At 45.4% G+C, this 18,751-nt stretch carries 16 protein-coding genes and 1 tRNA gene; 7 read left to right on the plus strand and 10 right to left on the minus strand.

The window, feature by feature from the left end; translation table 11 throughout:
• Positions 1 to 60: 60 nt before the first annotated feature.
• Entirely contained in the window at positions 61 to 783 is a 723-nt protein-coding gene (locus MESINF_RS12580; protein WP_169700360.1) for a basic amino acid ABC transporter substrate-binding protein, read from the minus strand.
• 217 nt (positions 784 to 1,000) lie between these two features.
• On the opposite strand from MESINF_RS12580, the gene mnmA reads away from it, so the two are divergent.
• Positions 1,001 to 2,038: a tRNA 2-thiouridine(34) synthase MnmA gene (mnmA, locus tag MESINF_RS12585; RefSeq protein WP_231936773.1), complete on the plus strand. Its 1,038-nt coding sequence runs from the start codon at positions 1,001 to 1,003 to the stop codon at positions 2,036 to 2,038.
• 33 nt (positions 2,039 to 2,071) lie between these two features.
• Positions 2,072 to 2,147: transfer RNA gene (locus MESINF_RS12590), tRNA-Pro, on the plus strand.
• 111 nt (positions 2,148 to 2,258) lie between these two features.
• On the opposite strand, the gene MESINF_RS12595 is transcribed toward MESINF_RS12590, so the two are convergent.
• A complete protein-coding gene (locus MESINF_RS12595) occupies positions 2,259 to 2,720 on the minus strand; it encodes a GNAT family N-acetyltransferase (protein ID WP_169700362.1) in 462 nt (153 codons plus the stop codon).
• 413 nt (positions 2,721 to 3,133) lie between these two features.
• Here MESINF_RS12595 and MESINF_RS12600 point away from each other — a divergent pair, with 413 nt between their 5' ends.
• The gene (locus MESINF_RS12600; protein ID WP_169698367.1) at positions 3,134 to 4,288 is read left to right on the plus strand and encodes a transposase; all 1,155 of its coding nucleotides are present in this window, start codon (positions 3,134 to 3,136) and stop codon (positions 4,286 to 4,288) included.
• Here MESINF_RS12600 and MESINF_RS13590 read toward each other — a convergent pair.
• Both MESINF_RS13590 and MESINF_RS12610 read right to left on the minus strand, forming a co-directional pair.
• Positions 4,285 to 6,060 (minus strand): ABC transporter ATP-binding protein, encoded by a 1,776-nt coding sequence (locus MESINF_RS13590; RefSeq protein WP_197712686.1) that lies wholly within the window; start codon positions 6,058 to 6,060, stop codon positions 4,285 to 4,287. The genes MESINF_RS12600 and MESINF_RS13590 overlap by 4 nt on opposite strands.
• The gene (locus tag MESINF_RS12610) at positions 6,044 to 7,768 is read right to left on the minus strand and encodes an ABC transporter ATP-binding protein (RefSeq protein ID WP_197712687.1); all 1,725 of its coding nucleotides are present in this window, start codon (positions 7,766 to 7,768) and stop codon (positions 6,044 to 6,046) included. The genes MESINF_RS13590 and MESINF_RS12610 overlap by 17 nt, the downstream gene beginning before the upstream one ends.
• A 253-nt stretch (positions 7,769 to 8,021) precedes the next feature.
• On the opposite strand from MESINF_RS12610, the gene MESINF_RS12615 reads away from it, so the two are divergent.
• Complete coding sequence (locus MESINF_RS12615) at positions 8,022 to 9,407, plus strand: protein O-GlcNAcase (protein ID WP_169700366.1); 1,386 nt, start codon at positions 8,022 to 8,024, stop codon at positions 9,405 to 9,407.
• Between the two features lie 221 nt (positions 9,408 to 9,628).
• On the opposite strand, the gene MESINF_RS12620 is transcribed toward MESINF_RS12615, so the two are convergent.
• Positions 9,629 to 10,390, minus strand: coding sequence for an SDR family NAD(P)-dependent oxidoreductase (locus MESINF_RS12620; protein WP_169700367.1), 762 nt, complete (start codon positions 10,388 to 10,390; stop codon positions 9,629 to 9,631).
• A 115-nt stretch (positions 10,391 to 10,505) separates the two neighbouring features.
• Between MESINF_RS12620 and MESINF_RS12625 the strand changes: the two genes are divergently transcribed.
• Entirely contained in the window at positions 10,506 to 11,069 is a 564-nt protein-coding gene (locus MESINF_RS12625) for a hypothetical protein (protein ID WP_169700369.1), read from the plus strand.
• A gap of 78 nt (positions 11,070 to 11,147) precedes the next feature.
• Positions 11,148 to 12,224, plus strand: coding sequence for a M20 family metallopeptidase (locus tag MESINF_RS12630; protein ID WP_169700371.1), 1,077 nt, complete (start codon positions 11,148 to 11,150; stop codon positions 12,222 to 12,224).
• Here MESINF_RS12630 and MESINF_RS12635 read toward each other — a convergent pair.
• The 5 genes from MESINF_RS12635 to MESINF_RS12655 form a co-directional block, all read right to left on the minus strand.
• Positions 12,199 to 12,921, minus strand: coding sequence for a protein-L-isoaspartate O-methyltransferase family protein (locus tag MESINF_RS12635; protein ID WP_169701083.1), 723 nt, complete (start codon positions 12,919 to 12,921; stop codon positions 12,199 to 12,201). The genes MESINF_RS12630 and MESINF_RS12635 overlap by 26 nt on opposite strands.
• Before the next feature lie 236 nt (positions 12,922 to 13,157).
• Positions 13,158 to 14,039, minus strand: coding sequence for a transposase (locus MESINF_RS12640; protein WP_169700373.1), 882 nt, complete (start codon positions 14,037 to 14,039; stop codon positions 13,158 to 13,160).
• Positions 14,040 to 14,100: 61 nt separating this feature from the next.
• Complete coding sequence (locus tag MESINF_RS13810) at positions 14,101 to 14,700, minus strand: sulfite exporter TauE/SafE family protein (RefSeq protein WP_169700375.1); 600 nt, start codon at positions 14,698 to 14,700, stop codon at positions 14,101 to 14,103.
• Between the two features lie 13 nt (positions 14,701 to 14,713).
• Complete coding sequence (locus MESINF_RS12650; protein WP_169700377.1) at positions 14,714 to 15,169, minus strand: MarR family winged helix-turn-helix transcriptional regulator; 456 nt, start codon at positions 15,167 to 15,169, stop codon at positions 14,714 to 14,716.
• Positions 15,166 to 15,642: a glutathione peroxidase gene (locus MESINF_RS12655; protein WP_169700379.1), complete on the minus strand. Its 477-nt coding sequence runs from the start codon at positions 15,640 to 15,642 to the stop codon at positions 15,166 to 15,168. Before MESINF_RS12655 ends, MESINF_RS12650 begins: the two co-directional genes overlap by 4 nt.
• 576 nt (positions 15,643 to 16,218) lie before the next feature.
• Between MESINF_RS12655 and MESINF_RS12660 the strand changes: the two genes are divergently transcribed.
• Positions 16,219 to 18,702 carry an NEW3 domain-containing protein gene (locus MESINF_RS12660; RefSeq protein WP_169700381.1) on the plus strand — a complete coding sequence of 828 codons (2,484 nt, stop codon included), beginning with the start codon at positions 16,219 to 16,221 and terminating at the stop codon, positions 18,700 to 18,702.
• Positions 18,703 to 18,751: the final 49 nt, after the last annotated feature.

The raw sequence follows: 18,751 nt of genomic DNA on the forward strand, positions 1-18,751 counted from the left end.
GTGCGGGTAAGGAATCGATAATCAGTCCGAATTTATCTATGATTACCTCCGCCCTTCAGATCAAAAGTGTTTTAGATTCAGTTCGGCCAGCTTGCCCGAGCTCTCGAGTCTTCTTATTCCTTCGTTGATCAGATCAAGAAGGGCTTTATTCGCTTTATTAACGGCAATTCCATAATCCTCGTAAGTTTTGAGAATAGCTACGATTTTAACGGGCCTTACACTGGCAAAACTCTGTGCCACGGGTGAGTCGAGAACAATTGCATCGAGATTTCTATTGATCAGGTCTGTCATAGCAAGTGTATAAGTTTCATATCTCTTGAAGTCGCCTGTTAGAATCTTCGTAGTTACCAGGTTGTCTTCAACCCAGATATCACCGGTCGTTCCGGTCTGTACACCAATGCTGTGCTTTCCAAACAGGACAGTTACGGTAAGATCGGAGTCCTCTCTGACCACAACACTCTGATCGGCAGTCCAGTAAGGTTTGGAGAAGGAAACGACCTCCGCTCTCTCGGCGGTGATAGTCATACCAGATATGACTATATCCAAATTGCCGGATACTAGTGCGGCGATCAGTGAATCGAAACTCATATCCCTTATTTCAATTTCGAACCCCATTTCGGCAGCGATCGCTTTGATCAAATCGATATCGAACCCCATGAATTCACCGTTCTGTACGTATTCGAACGGTGGAAAATCTGCACTGGTGCCAACCACATATTTGGCCCCAAAAAGCGAAATCGCCGAAACAAGAATCACGAGTGATACAAGCAAGATCTTTTTCATAGTACCCCTCCTTTTGATTGAAGATGAAGTGATTATGGACTCAAAAAAATGAATTTGTGATACCCGCATTTTTCTGTAATGGAACTAAACAAGTTCAATAGTGCAACGATTGTCCCAAATAACTAACTATTCATTCGGACCTTTCTTACATTTTTATTATACCCTTTCGCAACACTCTCACCAAAAAAGGTTGCTAACATTGACTGGGTGATTAAAGATGAAGGTCGGTATAGCATTGAGCGGCGGGGTGGACAGCGCCGTTGCAGCAGCATTGATGATAGAATCCGGATACAGCGTTACGGGATACCACATGATAGTACTTCCAACAGACGGAGCGATTACTCAGGCCGTAGAAGATGCTACGAAGGTTGCGGAACACCTGGGTATCGAATTGAAGATATTGGATCTCAGCCATCAGTTCAGGGAGACTGTGATAGAGTATTTCAAAGTCAGTTACGCCACGGGACTCACCCCCAATCCATGCGTTTTATGCAACGATATAATAAAGTTCGGAATCTTCGCCGAACAAATCCTGGCAGATAACAACGAAGCGATAGCCACAGGCCATTATGCCAGGATAATTCGCGACGATGACGGGCGTTTCTTTCTCGCCAGGGCAAGCTTTGACCGGAAAGACCAGGCCTATTTCCTCTCGAGAGTGAAGAAGGAGAAACTTTCCTTCATTCGCTTTCCAAACGGAGAACTCTCGAAAGAAGAAGTGCGGCATAGGGCTCGATCGCTGGCAATTCCGGTACATTCGAAGAAGGATTCCCAGGAGATATGTTTCATACCTGACAACGATTATAGGAACTTTCTTCACGGAGAGGGAATAGAAAGTTCCACCGGCGATATAGTAAAGGGAAACGGTGAAGTAATCGGCCGTCATAACGGTCTCACCGATTACACGATAGGCCAGCGAAGGGGATTAGGGATAAACTTCAGAGAAAAATTATATGTGAAGGATCTCGATTTCACCGGTAACAGACTCGTTCTGGGCCGTAGAGAGGAACTGGTTTCCTTCGGTCTCGAAGCAGTTGATCCAAACTGGTACATAGAACCGGAAAGAGAATTCGATTGTCTTTGTAAAATTCGCAGTTCCATGAACGCTGTTAAGGCGCATGTCAAGCTTTTAGAAGCGGACAGGGTCGCAATAAGCTTTTCGGACGGCGCTTGGGGAGTAACCCCCGGACAGCTGGCAGTGCTCTACAATGACGAAGTCGTGCTTGGAAGTGCCTTCATAGAAAGAAGCTGTTGAAACTGTGTTCTCCACGTGATAGAATTTTCCAGACAGGAAGTAGTTCAGCTGGAAGAACGCTGGTTTCGGGAACCAGAGGTCCGGGGTTCAAATCCCCGCTTCCTGACCAGATAGAACGGCAGACCGTTAACGGTCTGCCGTTTGTGATATTGTAGATCGGCTAAACTGCAATGGCTGGGAAACTCGACTGTGTGAATCGATACCTGTAATTGATGAATGATTAGAGATCTTTGAGCAGCACTTTTTCGTCGCCGTCCCATCTGCCGGTGTCAATAAAGCCAAGCTTCAAGTAGAACTGAAGCGGGCTGGGTTCCTTAACGACGCACGAGGTCAGGAGCTTTTCGTATCCCCTCTCTTTAAGGTTCTCAAAGAGAAGGTGGAGCGCATCGCTCCCATAGCCCTTCTTCTGATAGTTACCGCCTATCATGAAACGCCAGAGAAAGGCGTGTTTAATGTCACCCAACTCTGGAACCGGTGTATAATCTAACATTATGAAACCCACCATCGCGTCTCCAGCATATATAGCCCTGAACCAGGCGTTCTTCGCAAAATGCGCCTGTGCTATCGACACGGCGTTGGAGGCTACAGCCTTATCCTGGTTTTCCAGAAGCGTCTTGCTCAACTTCAGACATTCAATCAGATTATCCTCTGTTATCTCTACAAACCTCACTTTTTCTTCCATATATACCTCCCGGTGAGCACCACGCTTCATTCAGCGTAGAATTTGGGCTTCTTATTTCTCATCTTTTCTATCAACTTTATGAATGGACACTTAAAACCACGCTTCAAAAATAGGTTTTTGAAAATCATCTTCGCCTCCTCAAGCGGTCTTTTCCTTCGGTAGCGAGAACTGAGTCGTATAGAGACTTTTATAGAAGCCGCCACGGGCGATTAGTTCGTTGTGTGTACCGCTTTCAATTATCTCGCCATTATTTATCTCACGGAGTGCATGAAAGTAACGGAAGAATAAATCAGAAAGGCAAAACAAAGGAAAAAGGTCATTGAAAAAGGAATAGAGAAGGGGAGAATAGAAAACCGGACGCTCCAGATGTAGAATATTTTGTCCAAACAAACCACACAAAGGAGCGACCGGTTATGAGTATTCTTGCATCAATTAAGCATTTTGTCCAGCTACACTTTGGTGATTTCTTCTCTTCAATAGAAGCCTTCTATCTTAAAGATATCCTGATTCTTATACAGGGAATACTGGAACCTGGACATAATTCGATCTCCTCAATAGCTAGAGACCCTCTGAACAATGTGGCTCATACAACTCTTACCAGGTTTGTTAATGGTCATCCTGATTTCTGGAATAACCTCGAGAAGCTGATCCAGAAGGTTATTCTCTCAACCTCTTTGGAGAAGATGATCCTGGTTGTGGATGATACTCAACTGGCCAGAAGGAGCAAGAAGATACCTTTCACCACTCTAACGTATGATCATAATCAGAAGCGGTATTGCCAGGCACAGGTTCTCCTTACCGTTGGTAGAGTCAGCGATGGTTTCTTCCCTCTGGAGATGATGTTCTCGAACTCGAAAGAAGGCCCCACCAAGATTGAAAGACTTATAGATTGGCTGAAAGAGAGCGAGATAAGGGATGCAGTGCTTCTTGGAGACTCCTGGTACACCAACAGCCACGTGATAGAGTCCTGCAAACTTTGGTTCGGAATCACTTTCATCGGGAAAGCCAGGGGAAATCTCTTATTCAAGACTGAAGAATCTATCACCAGAGTGTCCCACTACCAGGACTCTGTTCGTGATTTCTCAGAGGAGGCCATAATAAGAGATAGAACCGTCAGATTCCACCAGAGAGTTGTTCGCTTCAAGTCTGTTAGAGTTCCTCTCAAGATAGTTGTGGCCGAACTGGATGATGGGAGAAGAACCACCCTAATCTCTTCAGATACTGAGCTTTCATCTGAGGATATCTTTCTGTATTATCTCAACAGATGGTCCATTGAGTCCTACTTCAAGACTGCCAAACAACACTTCTCGCTCGGCAAAGCCGTACTCTCAACTCAAGATGGCCAAAAGCATTGGATCATCCTGGTTATTCTCGCCTATCTGATTTTCAATGACCTTCATCGATTCATTCTCGAGAAGACTAAGTCTCAAACAAAGAGGTATAAAGTGTTCGAAACGATCCAAAGAGCTATCTCTATGCTCAGGTCTTTACTCCTGGAACAGGTCAAAATCGACTTCCATCTCCTCGATTCCTGTTTCCGCTCTCCTTCTCTTGCTCCTTTCTATTAGCTGTAACATACACGCACTTCGTGAGTATTTATGACGTATATTTTGTCGGCGTTTTTTATGGTACTCAGACGATGAGCGACGACGAAGCTGGTTCTGCCCCGCATCAGATTTCTCATGGCTTCCTGTATGTGCATCTCCGTTCTGGTATCCACATTGCTGGTGGCTTCATCAAGAATCAGTATTTCTGGATCGAGAAGCATTATCCTCGCTATTGCCAGTAACTGCCTTTGACCTTTGCTTATACTGTCAGCGTTCGAGGATATAAGCGTATCGTAGCCTTCCGGAAGGCTCTCGATGAAGTGATCGGCGTTGGCCATCCTGGCGACTTTTCGGATCTCATCATCTTTGGCATCCGGCTTGCCATAACGTATATTTTCCCTTATCGTTCCCATGAAAAGCTGCGTATCTTGAAGTACTATACCCAACTTTTTTCTTAGTTGCTCCCTGTCGAAGGAGGATATGTCGTGATCGTCTATGTAGATAGTTCCACTCTCGATGTCGTAAAATTTAGTCAGGAGGTTCACGATAGTGGTCTTACCGGCACCGGTCGGGCCCACCAGTGCAACGACCTGACCCGGTTGAGCATCGAGGCTTACCTTTTTGAGAACGATCGTCTTGCCGTCATAACTGAAATCTACCTCCTTCAACTCCACCTTTCCTTTTATTTTTTCGGGGAAGAAGTTCTCGTAAGGCTTTTTCTCTCCCTCTTCGTCCAGAACCTCAAAGACTCTTTCGGCTCCTGCAAGAGCAGCCTGAATGGAATTATACAGCTGTGCAATCTGGTTAATGGGTCTGTTGAATTGACCGACATATACCACAAAGCTGGCCACAAGACCGACGCTTATCATTCCCTCTATCGTCATCCACCCTCCGGCGAAGGCAACAACGGCGTATCCGAAGTTGCTAACCATGTTCATCACCGGACCAAACATGCCCGCGAATATCTGGGCAAGAATGGCTGACTTTCTGTAAGATTCATTAATCTTCTGGAACTGTTCGATCGTGAAATCTTCTCTTCCATATGCTTTGACAACCTTCTCTCCAGAAATCCTCTCCTCTATATAGCCGTTCAGCTCTCCCAGGGCTTTCTGCTGCGAAATGAAGTTCTTTTTGCTCTGCTTTGCGATCAAGCCCGTAACCAAAACTACCAAAGGGACCGAAGTCAAAGACACAAGGGCAAGTATGGGACTGAGAACGAACATCATTATTCCTATACCACCCAGAGAGAGGAGACTTGATAGGAGCTGAGTCACACTTTCGCTGAGCGTGGTAGAAATATTGTTGATATCGTTCGTCACCCTGCTCATCAGTTCACCGTGTGAGTGTGTATCAAAGAACTTCACAGGCAACGTCTGGTATTTGTCGAAGACCTCCTGTCTGAGTCTGCGAACCGTCCTCCGAGTAACACCGATCATGACATATCCTTGAAGCCACTGGAAAAGAGAGGATAATGCGTAAATGGCGGCCATAAAGATTGCAATAACGGCCAACCCAGAAAGGTCTCCCACAAGTATGTGATCATCAATGGCCTTTCCTAGAAGGAAGGGACCGAAGATACTTGCGATGGAAGATAGAACCGTAAAAATCAAGACATAAAGAAGACCTTTTTTTTCGTGACCCAGAAACGCCAGCAGCCTGAAAAGCGTTTTGCGTGGGTCGCTGGCTTTCTTCACAGGTGCGATTCTTCCGGCACCGGGCCCGCCCCTGCGTGGTCCTATGTTGATCTGGATGTCGGCCGGTCTTTCTCTTTTCTCTTCAGGCACTTTCCTCACCAACTTCTCCGAATTGCGATCGGTAGATTTCTCTGTAAAGATCGCTCGTCTTCATAAGCTCGCCGTGGGTTCCGCTTGCCACTATGCGGCCGGTTTCGAGGAGGTATATTCTGTCGCAGTTGACTACCGAGCTTATCTTCTGGGTGATTATGATCTTGGTGCACTTGAGCCTGTCATTTATCGCCTTCATTACTGCGACTTCAGTCTGTGCATCAAGGGCACTTGTACTGTCGTCAAAGACTATGATTCGTGCTCTGGACGCGAGAGCCCTGGCAATGGCTACTCTCTGTCTCTGACCTCCCGAGAGGTTCGTAGCCATCTGGCTCAAGTTTGTGTCGTAACCTTCGGGGAGCGTTGAGATAAAGTCTCCAACCCTCGCCATATCGGCCGCCTGCTGTATGTCTTCAAGCGAAGCGTTGGGATTACCGTAGGCGATATTATCGCTTATCTTTCCCGAGAAGAGAATCGTCTCCTGAAAGACAAAGGCTATCTCTTTCCGGAGTTCCCTTCTGGGGATCTTTGTAATATCTATACCGTTCAGCATAATTCTACCGGAAGTCACTTCGTAGAGCCTTGGAATCAGATTGACCAGAGTCGATTTACCCGAGCCCGTGTCTCCTAGGAAAGCCACCGTTTCGCCGGGGTTGATAGTGAGATTGATATCGCGGAGGACCTTTCTTTCATTTCCTTCATATGAAAAATTCACGCTTTGGAATACTATAGGGCCATTGAGATCGAACTTCTCCGTGGTTTCAACATCTTCCTCTTCAGGTGTTTCGAGAACCTCGGAAATCCTTCTGGCAGAAGCCTGGGCCCTGGAAACGAAGATGAGCATCATGCCGATCATCATTATGGACATAAGCATTCTAGTGAGATAGTTGACGAAGGCCATTATCTGACCGGTTTGGAGGCCGCCGGCTTCGACCTGAATACCACCTATCCATATCACGGCCACTATACCGAAGTTTAAAATCAGTGAGAAGAGAGGCATAATGACCACGAGAATCCTGGCCGATTTCATCGACAACTTCATATATTCGTCGTTCGTTTTGGCGAACTTCGCCGATTCCTGCCTGGAAGAAGCGAAGGACTTGACCACCCTTATCCCCGAAACATTGTCTCTCACCACTGCATTGACCTTATCGACTTCTTTCTGAACTCTTGTGAAAAGCGGCAGTACTTTTTTCATCGAGAAGTATATTATCATCACTATCAGGGGAATAATCGCGATGATGATCAGTGAAAGTCGCCAGCTTATCGAAAAGGCCATAATGACACTTCCCAAAAAAAGCAGGGGTGCCCTGACGAACATCCTGAGCATCAGCATGATGAAATGCTGAAACTGGACGACGTCATCGGTTAGTCTGGTTATCAAGCTACCCGTACCGAATCTGTCTAGTGAACCGAAAGAAAGGTGTTGGACTTTACTGAAGAGATTTCTTCTGATATCGGCTCCAGCATTCTGAGCGGCGATCGAAGAGGTCACTGAACAGCCTATCCCGCCGAGCGCTCCTATGAAAGTTATCAGCAGCATCTTCAATCCCGTATTGACAACCATATCTAGGTTGCCCTGTTTTATCCCGACGTCGATTATTTCTTCAAGCAATCTCGGTTGAAAAAGATCTATGGCGACTTCCAGCATCATTAACGCAGGTGCCAGAACTACAAAAACCCAATAGGGTTTGAGATACTTCATAAGCTTTCGCATCAATTTACCTCTAACAACTAAACCTGGAAAGCAAAAGAATCCCGTTGAACTTGAATTTTGAGATAGTCCGGTTTGCAATCAATTAAAGATTATACATTATCCGGCAAGTTTTAACGATTGTGGGGGCTTTCATTAAAACCTCGAGAAAGACAATTAGAATTTCCAGGATCTTCGACAATTAAGAAACTGAAGAGCAGGAATGTGCTAGACTTTATCAGGAATCCAGAACAAAAGGCGAAAGGTGTGATCAAAAGTGAAAGGGTTCAGGATAAGGGGAGTTGTAGAGGGCTTCTACGGGAAACCCTGGTCTATGGAGGATCGATTCGATATCATCCAGTTCATGGGCGATCACGGGTACAATTTGTACATATACGCTCCGAAAGACGACGAGCTTCACAGGTTTCGCTGGAGGGAAAGCTATGGCGACGATTTTGTGAAGGGTTTTTCCATGGTCGTTGAAAAGGGCAGACAGTGTGGAGTCGATGTGGCAATGGCGATCAGCCCAGGTCTGACGGTTGAGTATTCCAGCGAAGACGACCTGCAAACATTCGTCGGGAAATTGTTGAGTTTTACCGAAATGGGAGTCAAGAGCTTCGCACTGTTTTACGACGATATCCCTTTCAGGCTATCTAGCCAAAGGGATAAAGAAAGGTTCAAGTCGCTCGCCAGTGCCCAGGTTTTTTTTGCAAATAGTATTTTCGAAGCTTTGAAAAGAGAATTGCCAGTTTTCGATTTTATAATCTGCCCCACTGAATACCACGGCAGAGCCGAATCAGAATATATCCGGGAACTGGGTGAGGGGCTCTTACCTGATATCAAGATCATGTGGACCGGTCCGCAAGTCTGTTCACAGCACATACCTGAAAGTGACGCCATAAAGGCCAGCGGAGCCTTCAAGAGAGAGATACTTTACTGGGACAATTACCCGGTTAACGATGGGAGTATGATACCTGAGTTGCATATCGGACCGTACGTCGGCAGGGATCCTGAAATCGTGAATCACTCTTGCGGTATAGTGTTGAATCCGATGAACCAGGCTCACGCTTCCATGATAGTTCTCGGTGCAGCGGCCGATTTCTTAAACGACCCCTACGGTTATGACGCAACTATTTCCTGGGTGAATGCCATGAGAAGACTTACTCCGGGACTGATCGACGAGATGCTCCTCTTTGGCGAATACAGTCTAATCAGTCCGATACATCCCGATCAATCGGAAAGACCGAGGAAAGTGATCGAAGAGTTCAGAACACTTTGCTCCCAGGGAAGACTTGAAGAGGCGATTGTGTGGCTTGAAAAAGAGGCACGAACGATACTTGAGTCTGCAAAAAGACTGAAAGACAAACTCCCATCGGTGTTTCTTGAGGAAATGGCCCTCTGGATATACGAATTCGAGCGCTGGGGAGAAGCGCTCTCGGTGACTGTAGAAATTCTAAAAAGCAGACTGAAACTGTACGTTGAAACGCCTGAAAAGAGAGATTTGCAGCAGGTGAGAGAACTCATTGAGAAGGCGGAAACAACAATGATGGAACTTACCAGGGCTAGAACTCTCTCAGGAGGGAACGTATATCGGGAGTTCATAATGGAAATCCTCATACGCACGAAAGGTTACTTTGCACTCAAGGAAAGAAACTGGCTCTGAACATTACCGAATCTACAATAGAATGCGGTTCGTCCTGAAAACTCTACTGAGGTGGCCAGGAAGATGCAAAAAACACCAGTTTTACTAGAGAACAGGATGGCCACTGAAGGATATTGGCATCATGAAGTGGTACTCACGGGAACTCTCCCAATGCTGGTTCTACGCTTATTGGGAGAGTTCAAGTTCGCGTTTTTTAGAATTGGCTGTCTGGTCGTTATAAATCAGAAGTCGCGAAATACCCTTCCTGCGACTTTTAATAGCAGTGCCTTTGGAGCGATTTTAGATCCTCCTGCAACTACTTTATTCGAAAAACCACTCACTACGGATCTCTTGCTTTTTTCGTAAGCCGACATCGCTTTTTTCACCACTTTCTCCGGTGCCATGGAGCCGTACACCTTTCTGCTTTTTCCGGAAGCGACTTCGAAAAATTCTGTGTTGGTCGGTCCCGGCGAGAGAACCATTACTTTGAAGTTACTGTCTTTGAGTTCTTCTGAGAGTGCTTCGCTGAAACTCAATACGAAAGCCTTGGTTGCCGCGTAAACGGCCATGAAAGGAACGGGAAGATAAGCGGCGGTAGAGGCCACGTTGATTATGCCTCCACCCTGTTCTCTTCTGGCTATGACATAAAACTTTGACAACCGATAAAGTGATTCAACGTTGAGACGTATCATCTCTAGCTCTTTCTCGCCTTCCAGCACACTGAAGGAACCGATCAATCCGAAGCCGGCGTTGTTGACCAGCAGATCTACTCCGTAAAGGTAGCCAGATACCCGCTCGAGATCGTCCCTTTGAGAGAGATCAGCCTGAACGGGAGTGGAAGGGGAGTTGAATTGCGCTGTCAACTCCTCCGAAATATCTTTCAATCTTTCGTATCTTCTCGCTACAAGTATTGTCTCATAACCTTTTGAAGCCAGTTCGCGGGCGAATTCTCTACCAATGCCTGACGATGCTCCAGTTATCAATGCCTTTTTCAAATCTATCACCTCACTATAGTTAGACTTGTACTACAAAAAACAGGTTTGCGCCGACAGCATGGTATTGATAGACAAAAGCGATATAATATAATGAATGCTTAGAAACCTGAAAGGGGTGGATTTTGTGAAAAAACTGGCACTATTTCTAATTTTACTGTTCTCTGTCATGTCTTTTGCAACCTGGATGCCTCTGGAAGACTACAGTGGCGTCAAATACGTTTATTACAAGATCAACTACACCCAGTATGAAGAAGAGAAGGAAATGATCTACGGTGTAGAGATCGGATTGGATGAGGAAAAATACATCCTCAATTACAACACTACGGTTTTTCTTTCAAAAGATCAACCGATCGGTAGTGATATCTTGTTTGAGCAGGAACTTTCCATGTTTATGTACACGTTTTTAAACCCGATGTTTTCCTTTTTCTATGAAACTATCGATCTGAATGAGCAGATGAATACAAAGCTCTACGGATTCGGTTCGATAAAATACGAAGGACAGGTAACCGTTCAGGGCAAGAACGGTACATACACCGGTACTAAAGTCGTACTTTACAACGAAGATAACGAGCTTTCCATGTACTGGGTTCTCAACCAGGATATCCCCTTTCCGATAGTCACTTACATGAGCGACGACTATTCAGATGGTTCGACCATGGTGCAGCTGTGGGATTATGAGTTGAGATGACTAATTAAAAATTAAACGGCGCCTTAAAGGCGCCGTTTTTGTTTATAATTATGCGGAGTAGGGATCGAGGAGGTAAAAATGAATCTGGTGGAAGTTAGACACAAATTACACATGATGCCTGAGATAGCTTTTAGGGAGTTCAAGACACAGGCTTACATTAAAGAACTCCTGACGAACCTCTCAATCTCGTATGAGGAAGTCGCGGGAACCGGTATTCTGGCCAGATGGGAGAGCGGTGACGGACCTTACATTTTGTTCAGGGCTGACATGGATGCACTACCTGTGAGAGAAGAAACCGGTTGCGAATTTTCCTCGAGAAACGAAGGGTTCATGCATGCCTGCGGTCACGATATTCACATGTCCGTGCTGCTGGGATTGGTGGAGCGGGTTTCAATTTACAGACCACACGTAAATATACTGTTTCTCTTTCAACCAGCCGAAGAGGCCGGCGGTGGTGCCAAGCTCTGTCTGAAAACGCTCGAAAATTACCCGATCGAAGAGGTCTGGGCACTCCACGTAACGGACGAGTATCCAGAAGGTACGGTAAACACCAGACCTGGAGTCCTTTTCGCCTCGGCTTACGAAATCGATAGCACTTTCGAGGGAAGGTCGGCCCATGTGGCTTTTTTCAAACAGGGAAGGGATGCCGTTGAAGGCGCTATGGAATTTCTCAGACGTATCTACGAATCCGACACCGGCGAGTACGTTTTGAGGTTCGGTTTGATAGAGGGCGGAAGAGTCAGGAACGTTGTGCCGGATTCTTGCACTCTTTACGGTACCATCAGGGCGGTAGATGTTTCCATAACGGAAAGAGTCGTGGCCGAAATCGAAAAACTCGGAAAACTAGTAGCTGACGAACGTGAATTAAGATACCTTCAAAAAGTAGGGTCACGCTACCCACAGCTGGTAGTGAATGGAGATCTTTACAAAAAACTCTGCCGGCTCGTAGATGTCAATGAAGTCGAGATGAAGTACACGGGTGAAGATTTCGCATTCCTGGCCCTCAGGTATCCGGGTCTTATGTTCTGGCTAGGTACTGGAAGAGAAGAGAGGGTGGGTCTGCACAATTCAAAATTTCTGCCTTCCGATTCGGTTATAGAAAAGGGTGTGGAAGTTTTCTGGAAAGTGATCACCGATCGGACGTTATCTCTTTGATGCTTCCCTGAGATACTGTGGCGCGAAAGGAACTGTGCATGTAAAGAGGGTCAGCTTTGATCTCCTCGACCGTCATGAAGACAGCCGGGATGATCTCATAGGCCGAAAAGGATGTTTCACTATCCTTTTCGAAAAGAAAAACCGGCGTGTTCCGGTAATCTCTGAAGACTGGTATGGCGGCTCTTGCACCGGTTTTCATCTGTTCGAAAAGAACGGAGCTCATACCATCGAGCGCAACAGTCGAAATAACGGCATCGTACGGTGCTCCTTCAATAAAACCCTCACGACCGTCACCGGTTATAACTTTAACATTGTCCAAATTGTACATAGAAATATTGATTCTGGCCCTTTCTGCCACGTCGGGGTTTATTTCGACAGAAAGCACAGAGCCTTTATCTAGGAATTTACCTAGAACACATGCACAAAAACCTGTCCCAGTGCCTATTTCAAGAACTCGATGGTAGTTTTCAAGGTTTAAACTTTCGATCATCGAAACAAGAAGTGAAGGCTGCGTCGATGTCGAAAGAATTTTTCCTCCCTCATAAAAGCTTACACAGACTCTATCGATGTAGGCTGAGCTAGAAAGATCCTTTTCAACGAAGTATTTACGATCGATCATAGTTAAAGCCTTTAAGAGCCTTTCGTCGTTGAGGTATCCCATTTTAACGAGAGTTCTCGCCAGATTTACCATAGACATCAATTAAATACCCCCTACTCAGTCATTTAAAAGAGAAGGTATTTGATGGCATTTATAAGGACAACAATAATAAGTATACATCTTGAGAATTTTGCACCCTTTCTCACCGACATCCTGGCCGCCAAGAAGGCTCCGGTCACGTTACCCAGAGAAAGCACCAAACCGGGAATCCAATCGATCATTCCTCTTGAAATAAAAACGATCACTGAAAAAGAACACCGTATCCAATATACAAATCAGCAACAATTGAGGTAATCCAGAATAGGATAGTTGAGCACGAACTTGGAGAAGGCAAGAGTAGCAACCGTTAGAAATAGTGCCGTTACTCTGGACAAGAGATCATCTCTGCCACCTTTTCTGGGAATCTCCACTCTGAACACCTCTTTCATTTTCTGGAACAGCCTCTCTATCTTCCATCGCTTTGAATATGTCTGTGAGTGCTTCTCCTTGAAGCTCGAGTCCTTCTTTCTCGATTTCGGTCTCACTATGGCACGTAGATCGCCTTCTTTGGTGAATTGGGACAAGAAGCTCTCTTTGAAGTAACCCCTATCGGCTATAATCAGACCGTTGAGATTGTCGAGCATCTCCTTTCCAACTCTAGCATCGTCTTCATTGGCCTGGGTCAGCTTGAATTTGACGGGTATCCCTTCTTGAGTGATTATGAAATGTCCCTTCTTTCCCCAAAAGAACCCGTTCTTGTTCTTGCCGAACTTCAGATTCTTACACTTTTTTATCCCCTGACTTGTGATGTCCTTTATCGGTGTCGAGTCGATTATGTATGTTCCGCCTTTTATGCTTTCTATGATCCTCCTGCTTATCGCTTCAATATCCAGCCTTCTCAGTCTATATGATAATGTCTGCCTTGATGGAAGCTCACCTATCACTTTCAACAGCCTCTTCTTTCCTTCGATCATTTTGTACATCTCAACGATTGAGCTACAACGGAAAAGTATAAAAATCACATACAACAACACTATCGTTCTGTCCGAGTACTCTCTGGGTCTTCCTTTCACCTGCCTGTGTGCAGGTATTATCTCTCTCACCGCTTCCTTCACTTTTCTTATGTCCTTTGGTGTTATCATTTCTTCGGGACTCTCTCCTTTCGTTTTGTTTTTCATACACAAAAAACATTCTATATGGAGTTGAGTCCCTTTTCTTTTGTCTTATTCCTTTCTTCGCCTATTTATTGGATACGGTCGAAAAAGAAGTGTATACCAGGACCGTAATGACTTTCGTCGCGTTTGTTAAAACCAGATCGAAACCGAACACAAACGTAATCGCGATCATCAATAAGAAACCTACTCCGGCCTGAATGAATCCTCCGTAGAAACCAACTGCGAGAAAAATTACCGCAGTCGATAGCAGAGATGCTTTACCTACTTCAACTTTCGGAGGTCTGAAGACTGTGATAAATGCCGCCAATAGCAGCAAAATTGCGATTACTCTATTCAAACTCTCAATCTGTATGGATAGAACGAAAAAAGATCCTAATATTGAGCCAGAACTGGCAAACATTACAGCCGGTATTACTTTCCTCTCAGGTCTTATACCCTTCGAAGAGAAGCCAACTGCTCCGGCAATACTCTCTGTAAGAATCGCTATACGGTTAGTTGCATTGGCCACCGATGAAGGCAAACCGATCCACATCAAAACCGGAAGAGTTAAAATAGACCCGCCTCCACCGACCACATTTATAAAACCGGCCAGCGCACCAGTTAAATATACTATCAGGAACTGAGAGCATGATAGAATCTCCGGATGCCAACAAGCCTGAAACACTCTCTTTGAACCTTTAAAGATTCATCTTTGCAATCAATCTCTTCAAAGCGACCATAAGGGTTTCGTACTCTTTCTGATCGATATCCAGATCTTTTGCAAGTTGAAATGGAATGCTCAGGGCATCTTCCTTCATTTTTCTTCCTTTATCCGTTAGACCTATTAGAACGGTTCTTTCATCCTTTATAGATCTCTCTCTTGAGACGATGCCCTGCCTTTCCATTCTCTTCAACAGAGGAGTTAACGTCCCCGAATCTAGAAAGAGTTTTTCTCCCAGATCCCGCACATTCATCTGGCCATGTTCCCAGAGGACCAATAATACCAGGTACTGTGGATATGTTATGTTGAGTTTTTCAAGAATGGGACGGTACATCCTTATGATACCTCTGGCACCTGAATAAAGAGCAAAACAGAGTTGTCTGTCAAGTTTTAGCAAATCCTCTCTGCCGGAAAAATCCTTCTCTTCAATCATAACGCTTCCTCAATGTAAGGTCTTATCTTCTCAGGGTCGTCCTTTGGAGCGAAACGTGCGATTACCTCTCCCTGTCTGTTAATAAGGAACTTCGTAAAATTCCAGCTAATCTTTCCTGCGAACTCCTCTTTGCCTCCTCCAGCTGTGAGATACTTGTAAAGAGGATGTATTTCTTTACCTTTAACATGGATCTTCTCGAACATAGGGAAGGTTATATTGTACGTAACACTGCAAAACTCTTTTATTTCCTCATTGGTGCCCGGTTCCTGCCTTAAAAAATCGTTGGCCGGAAATCCTAGAATGACAAATCCCTTTTCCTTGTAGTCATCGTAGAGCTTCTGAAGGCCTTTGTACTGTGGAGTGAAACCGCACTTACTGGCCGTATTGACTATGAGGATAACTTTGTCCCTGTATTCTGAGAGAGGCCTATTCCATCCCTCGATGGAGATCATGTTAAAATCGTATATGCTCATTTTTGCACCTCCATATAGTTGTGTACAATACTTTTGCTATCAATAATATAGCATGTGTTTTTATAAATTGCAAATACCTGACTCTCAACTAAACGATTCGAATCAAGAGCCGTCCGAAATCATCTAGAAGATAGTCATACCAGATTAGGCGACGATAGTTGAAAACATAACCGAGAACACAGAAGTCTAAAAGCATTTTAGATATCTTTTGAGAGAAGCTTTACGAGCTACATCCGTTAATTATTTGCTTCTTGATCTTGAGCCTTATCTTTCTCTCGAGCTTGAAATGCGTGAATCATGACACTAAAAAATTATTCTCGATTTTCGCTCAGCATTCGGCGGTAACAGTAAATTATGGTATGCCTAATCAATTAAAACCATTCTTCTCATCAAATCATTGCTGAAGGCTATGTTCTTTTATCTAGACATCATTCATCGGTATTTATTCTACGAGTAGAGATTAAGGTATAATACTAGTATGTTAGTCATGTTTACTAACGTGTTATTCTTTTCCCATTCTGTTTTCTGTTGTTTTGAAAAGCTTTCGTCGCCAGAAAAAACAAGGGAGGTATGGAAATGAAGAGAGGTCTGGTTCTAATTGTGCTTTTGTGCTTGATTGTTTTCACTGGTTTCGCCAAGACATACGTCTACGAAGCGATACCGGAAACCGGTCTCGCAAAAACGATACTTGCACTTGAAAAGCTACCGGTATTTGGAACCGTATTTATGATCGGTGCCCACCCAGATGACGAAGACAACGGGTTAATTGCTTATCTGGCAAAGGGTCTCCATCTGGAAACATACTATCTGGTTTCCAACTGGGGGCAGGGCGGCCAGAACGAGATTGGACCGGAGCTTTATGAGGCTCTGGGCGTTTTAAGATCACAGGAACTGGCATCAGCCAGGGCAATCGATGGGGGAAAGCAACTCTGTTTCAATGCTTACGATTTCGGTTACTCCAAGACGGCCGAGGAGACCTTCAACAATCCAAGCTGGGACAAAGAGACGATTATCGGAAACCTGGTCGAACTCATAAGGATCTACAAACCAGATATAGTTCTCTCAAGACATGCTCCAACAGGCGGCCACGGCCATCACCAGGCTTGTGGTGTGTTGGTTCCGGAAGCGGTAGCGGCTGCCGCGGATCCCAACATGTACCCCGAACAGCTCGAAGCCGGACTCCAGGTCTGGCAGGTAAAGAAACTTTATCAGGCCGGTTCCGGCGGCGTTAGAGTCAATACCGGCGAATATGACTATGTGTTAGGCTACTCCTACAACCAGATAGGTCGCATTGCGCGCGGTAGCCATCAGTGTCAGGGAATGGCCGGAAGCCTTGGAACACCGGGAGATGCATATTCAAGTTATGTGCTTCTGAGTAGTGTTGTTGGAACAGAAGAGACAGGTATGTTTGATAACCTGGATTTCTCCCTAAAGGCCATTTCCAACGGCATAGAAGGGGACCCTGAAGTTATTTCGAAGATAGACGGCATGCTCCTCCAATTGAATGGCATCACGAGTTCGATTCTCGCCGGATTCAACGCGATGGATCCTACGGGCATCGGTGATGAAGTCCTCGAAGGACTGTCGCTGGTGAGAGAGATAATAGCGTTCGCAGCTGAATCCAATCTCTCGGATAACAACAAAGAACTCCTAATTGAAAGACTGACATTGAAAGAAGCCGACTTCCTCGCAGCGGCTCGCGAAGTCTTCTCGACAAAACTGTTGGTAAGTGGAAACGACTCCACCATAGTACCAGGCCAGAGTTTTGAAGTGACAGCGACTTTCTGGAACCTTGGCAAAGAAGTCATAGACAAAGCCGAGCTGTCTCTGGTTCTTCCCGAAGGCTGGACCGTCGATAAGGAAAATGTGGCTTTCGAAGCCATCAAGTTCAACACCAACGTACAGGCCAAGTTCACCGTCACAGTTGGTGCAGATGCTGTCTACACAGACGCTTTTGACAAAAACCCGATCAGCGCTGTGGCGGTATGGGAAGTTATGGATACATCAGTCTGGACGGAATCGATTGCCGATGTCAGGGTTGTTCCAAAGATTTCCGTCTCTCTCGATCCTGAAAGATTAATGGCTCCCGCATCTTCTTCGGACATAACCAGAACCATTACTGTGAAAGTTCAGAATAACTCTAAAGGTGCAGTAACGGGAAACGTTTCTCTGGAAATCCCCGCAGGTTGGGAGCTTGTAACTAAGGACACCTCTTTCTCTTTGGGCAAAGAAAACGAGTCAAAGTCGATTCAGGTAGAATTCAAGATTCCTGCCAACGCCCCTCTTGGAGAATCGGAAATCGTCGCAGAAGCGATAGTTGATGGAGAGATTTTCAACAAGGGCTTCCAGGTCATTGCATATCCTCACATAGAAACGAAGAACTACTACAAGTCATCCGTCGCAAGAGTAGCGGTTATCGATGTTAAAGTAGCCCCGGGTCTTAAGGTTGGCTATGTTGATGGCGGACTGGATATCAATACTGTGTATCTGAGACAAATGGGAGTGGATGTCACCGAATTGAGCCCCGCCGACCTTGCTTCTGGAGATCTCAGCAAATACGACACTATCGTTATAGGTATAAGGGCAGCTACAACAAGACCCGATATTGAGGCAAATTCCGCACGACTGAACGAGTATGTGTTCAATGGCGGTAATCTCCTGGTTCAGTATCACAAAACCGGTGAATATCAGAGCAGTTGGGCTCCCTTCGATTTCACCATTAGCAGAAACAGAGTCACCGTCGAGGAAGCCGAAATGAAGATACTCGTCCCCGATCATCCGATTTTCAACTGGCCTAATGCGATCGGAGATTCAGACTGGGAAGGCTGGAAACAGGAAAGAGGTCTCTACTTCCCGAATAAATGGGCACCGGAATTCACGCCTTTGATCGATACCGATGATCCTGGAGAGGATATCGAGCCCGGCTCATTGTTGATTGCAAACTACGGAAAGGGAACCTACATCTACACAGCACTCGTCTGGTACAGACAGCTAGATTACCTCGTACCGGGTGGCTACAGAGTCTTTGCAAATATGCTTAGTTTGCCAAAGGTAAAGTGAGATAGCCATAGAAAAGCCGGGGACCTTTGGGGTCCCCGGTTCTTTAAGA

It is taken from the genome of Mesotoga infera (genome assembly GCF_900157305.1).
GTDB classification, from domain to species: domain Bacteria; phylum Thermotogota; class Thermotogae; order Petrotogales; family Kosmotogaceae; genus Mesotoga; species Mesotoga infera.

Coding starts and splice junctions, on each gene's coding strand:
- MESINF_RS12640 (WP_169700373.1), bottom strand. CDS start 14,039: ATGAAAAACAAAACGAAAGGAGAGAGTCCCGAAGAAATGATAACACCA.
- MESINF_RS12650 (WP_169700377.1), bottom strand. CDS start 15,169: ATGATTGAAGAGAAGGATTTTTCCGGCAGAGAGGATTTGCTAAAACTT.
- MESINF_RS12660 (WP_169700381.1), top strand. CDS start 16,219: ATGAAGAGAGGTCTGGTTCTAATTGTGCTTTTGTGCTTGATTGTTTTC.
- MESINF_RS12595 (WP_169700362.1), bottom strand. CDS start 2,720: ATGGAAGAAAAAGTGAGGTTTGTAGAGATAACAGAGGATAATCTGATT.
- MESINF_RS12600 (WP_169698367.1), top strand. CDS start 3,134: ATGAGTATTCTTGCATCAATTAAGCATTTTGTCCAGCTACACTTTGGT.
- MESINF_RS12630 (WP_169700371.1), top strand. CDS start 11,148: ATGAATCTGGTGGAAGTTAGACACAAATTACACATGATGCCTGAGATA.
- MESINF_RS12635 (WP_169701083.1), bottom strand. CDS start 12,921: ATGTCTATGGTAAATCTGGCGAGAACTCTCGTTAAAATGGGATACCTC.
- mnmA (WP_231936773.1), top strand. CDS start 1,001: ATGAAGGTCGGTATAGCATTGAGCGGCGGGGTGGACAGCGCCGTTGCA.
- MESINF_RS12580 (WP_169700360.1), bottom strand. CDS start 783: ATGAAAAAGATCTTGCTTGTATCACTCGTGATTCTTGTTTCGGCGATT.
- MESINF_RS12610 (WP_197712687.1), bottom strand. CDS start 7,768: ATGCGAAAGCTTATGAAGTATCTCAAACCCTATTGGGTTTTTGTAGTT.
- MESINF_RS12655 (WP_169700379.1), bottom strand. CDS start 15,642: ATGAGCATATACGATTTTAACATGATCTCCATCGAGGGATGGAATAGG.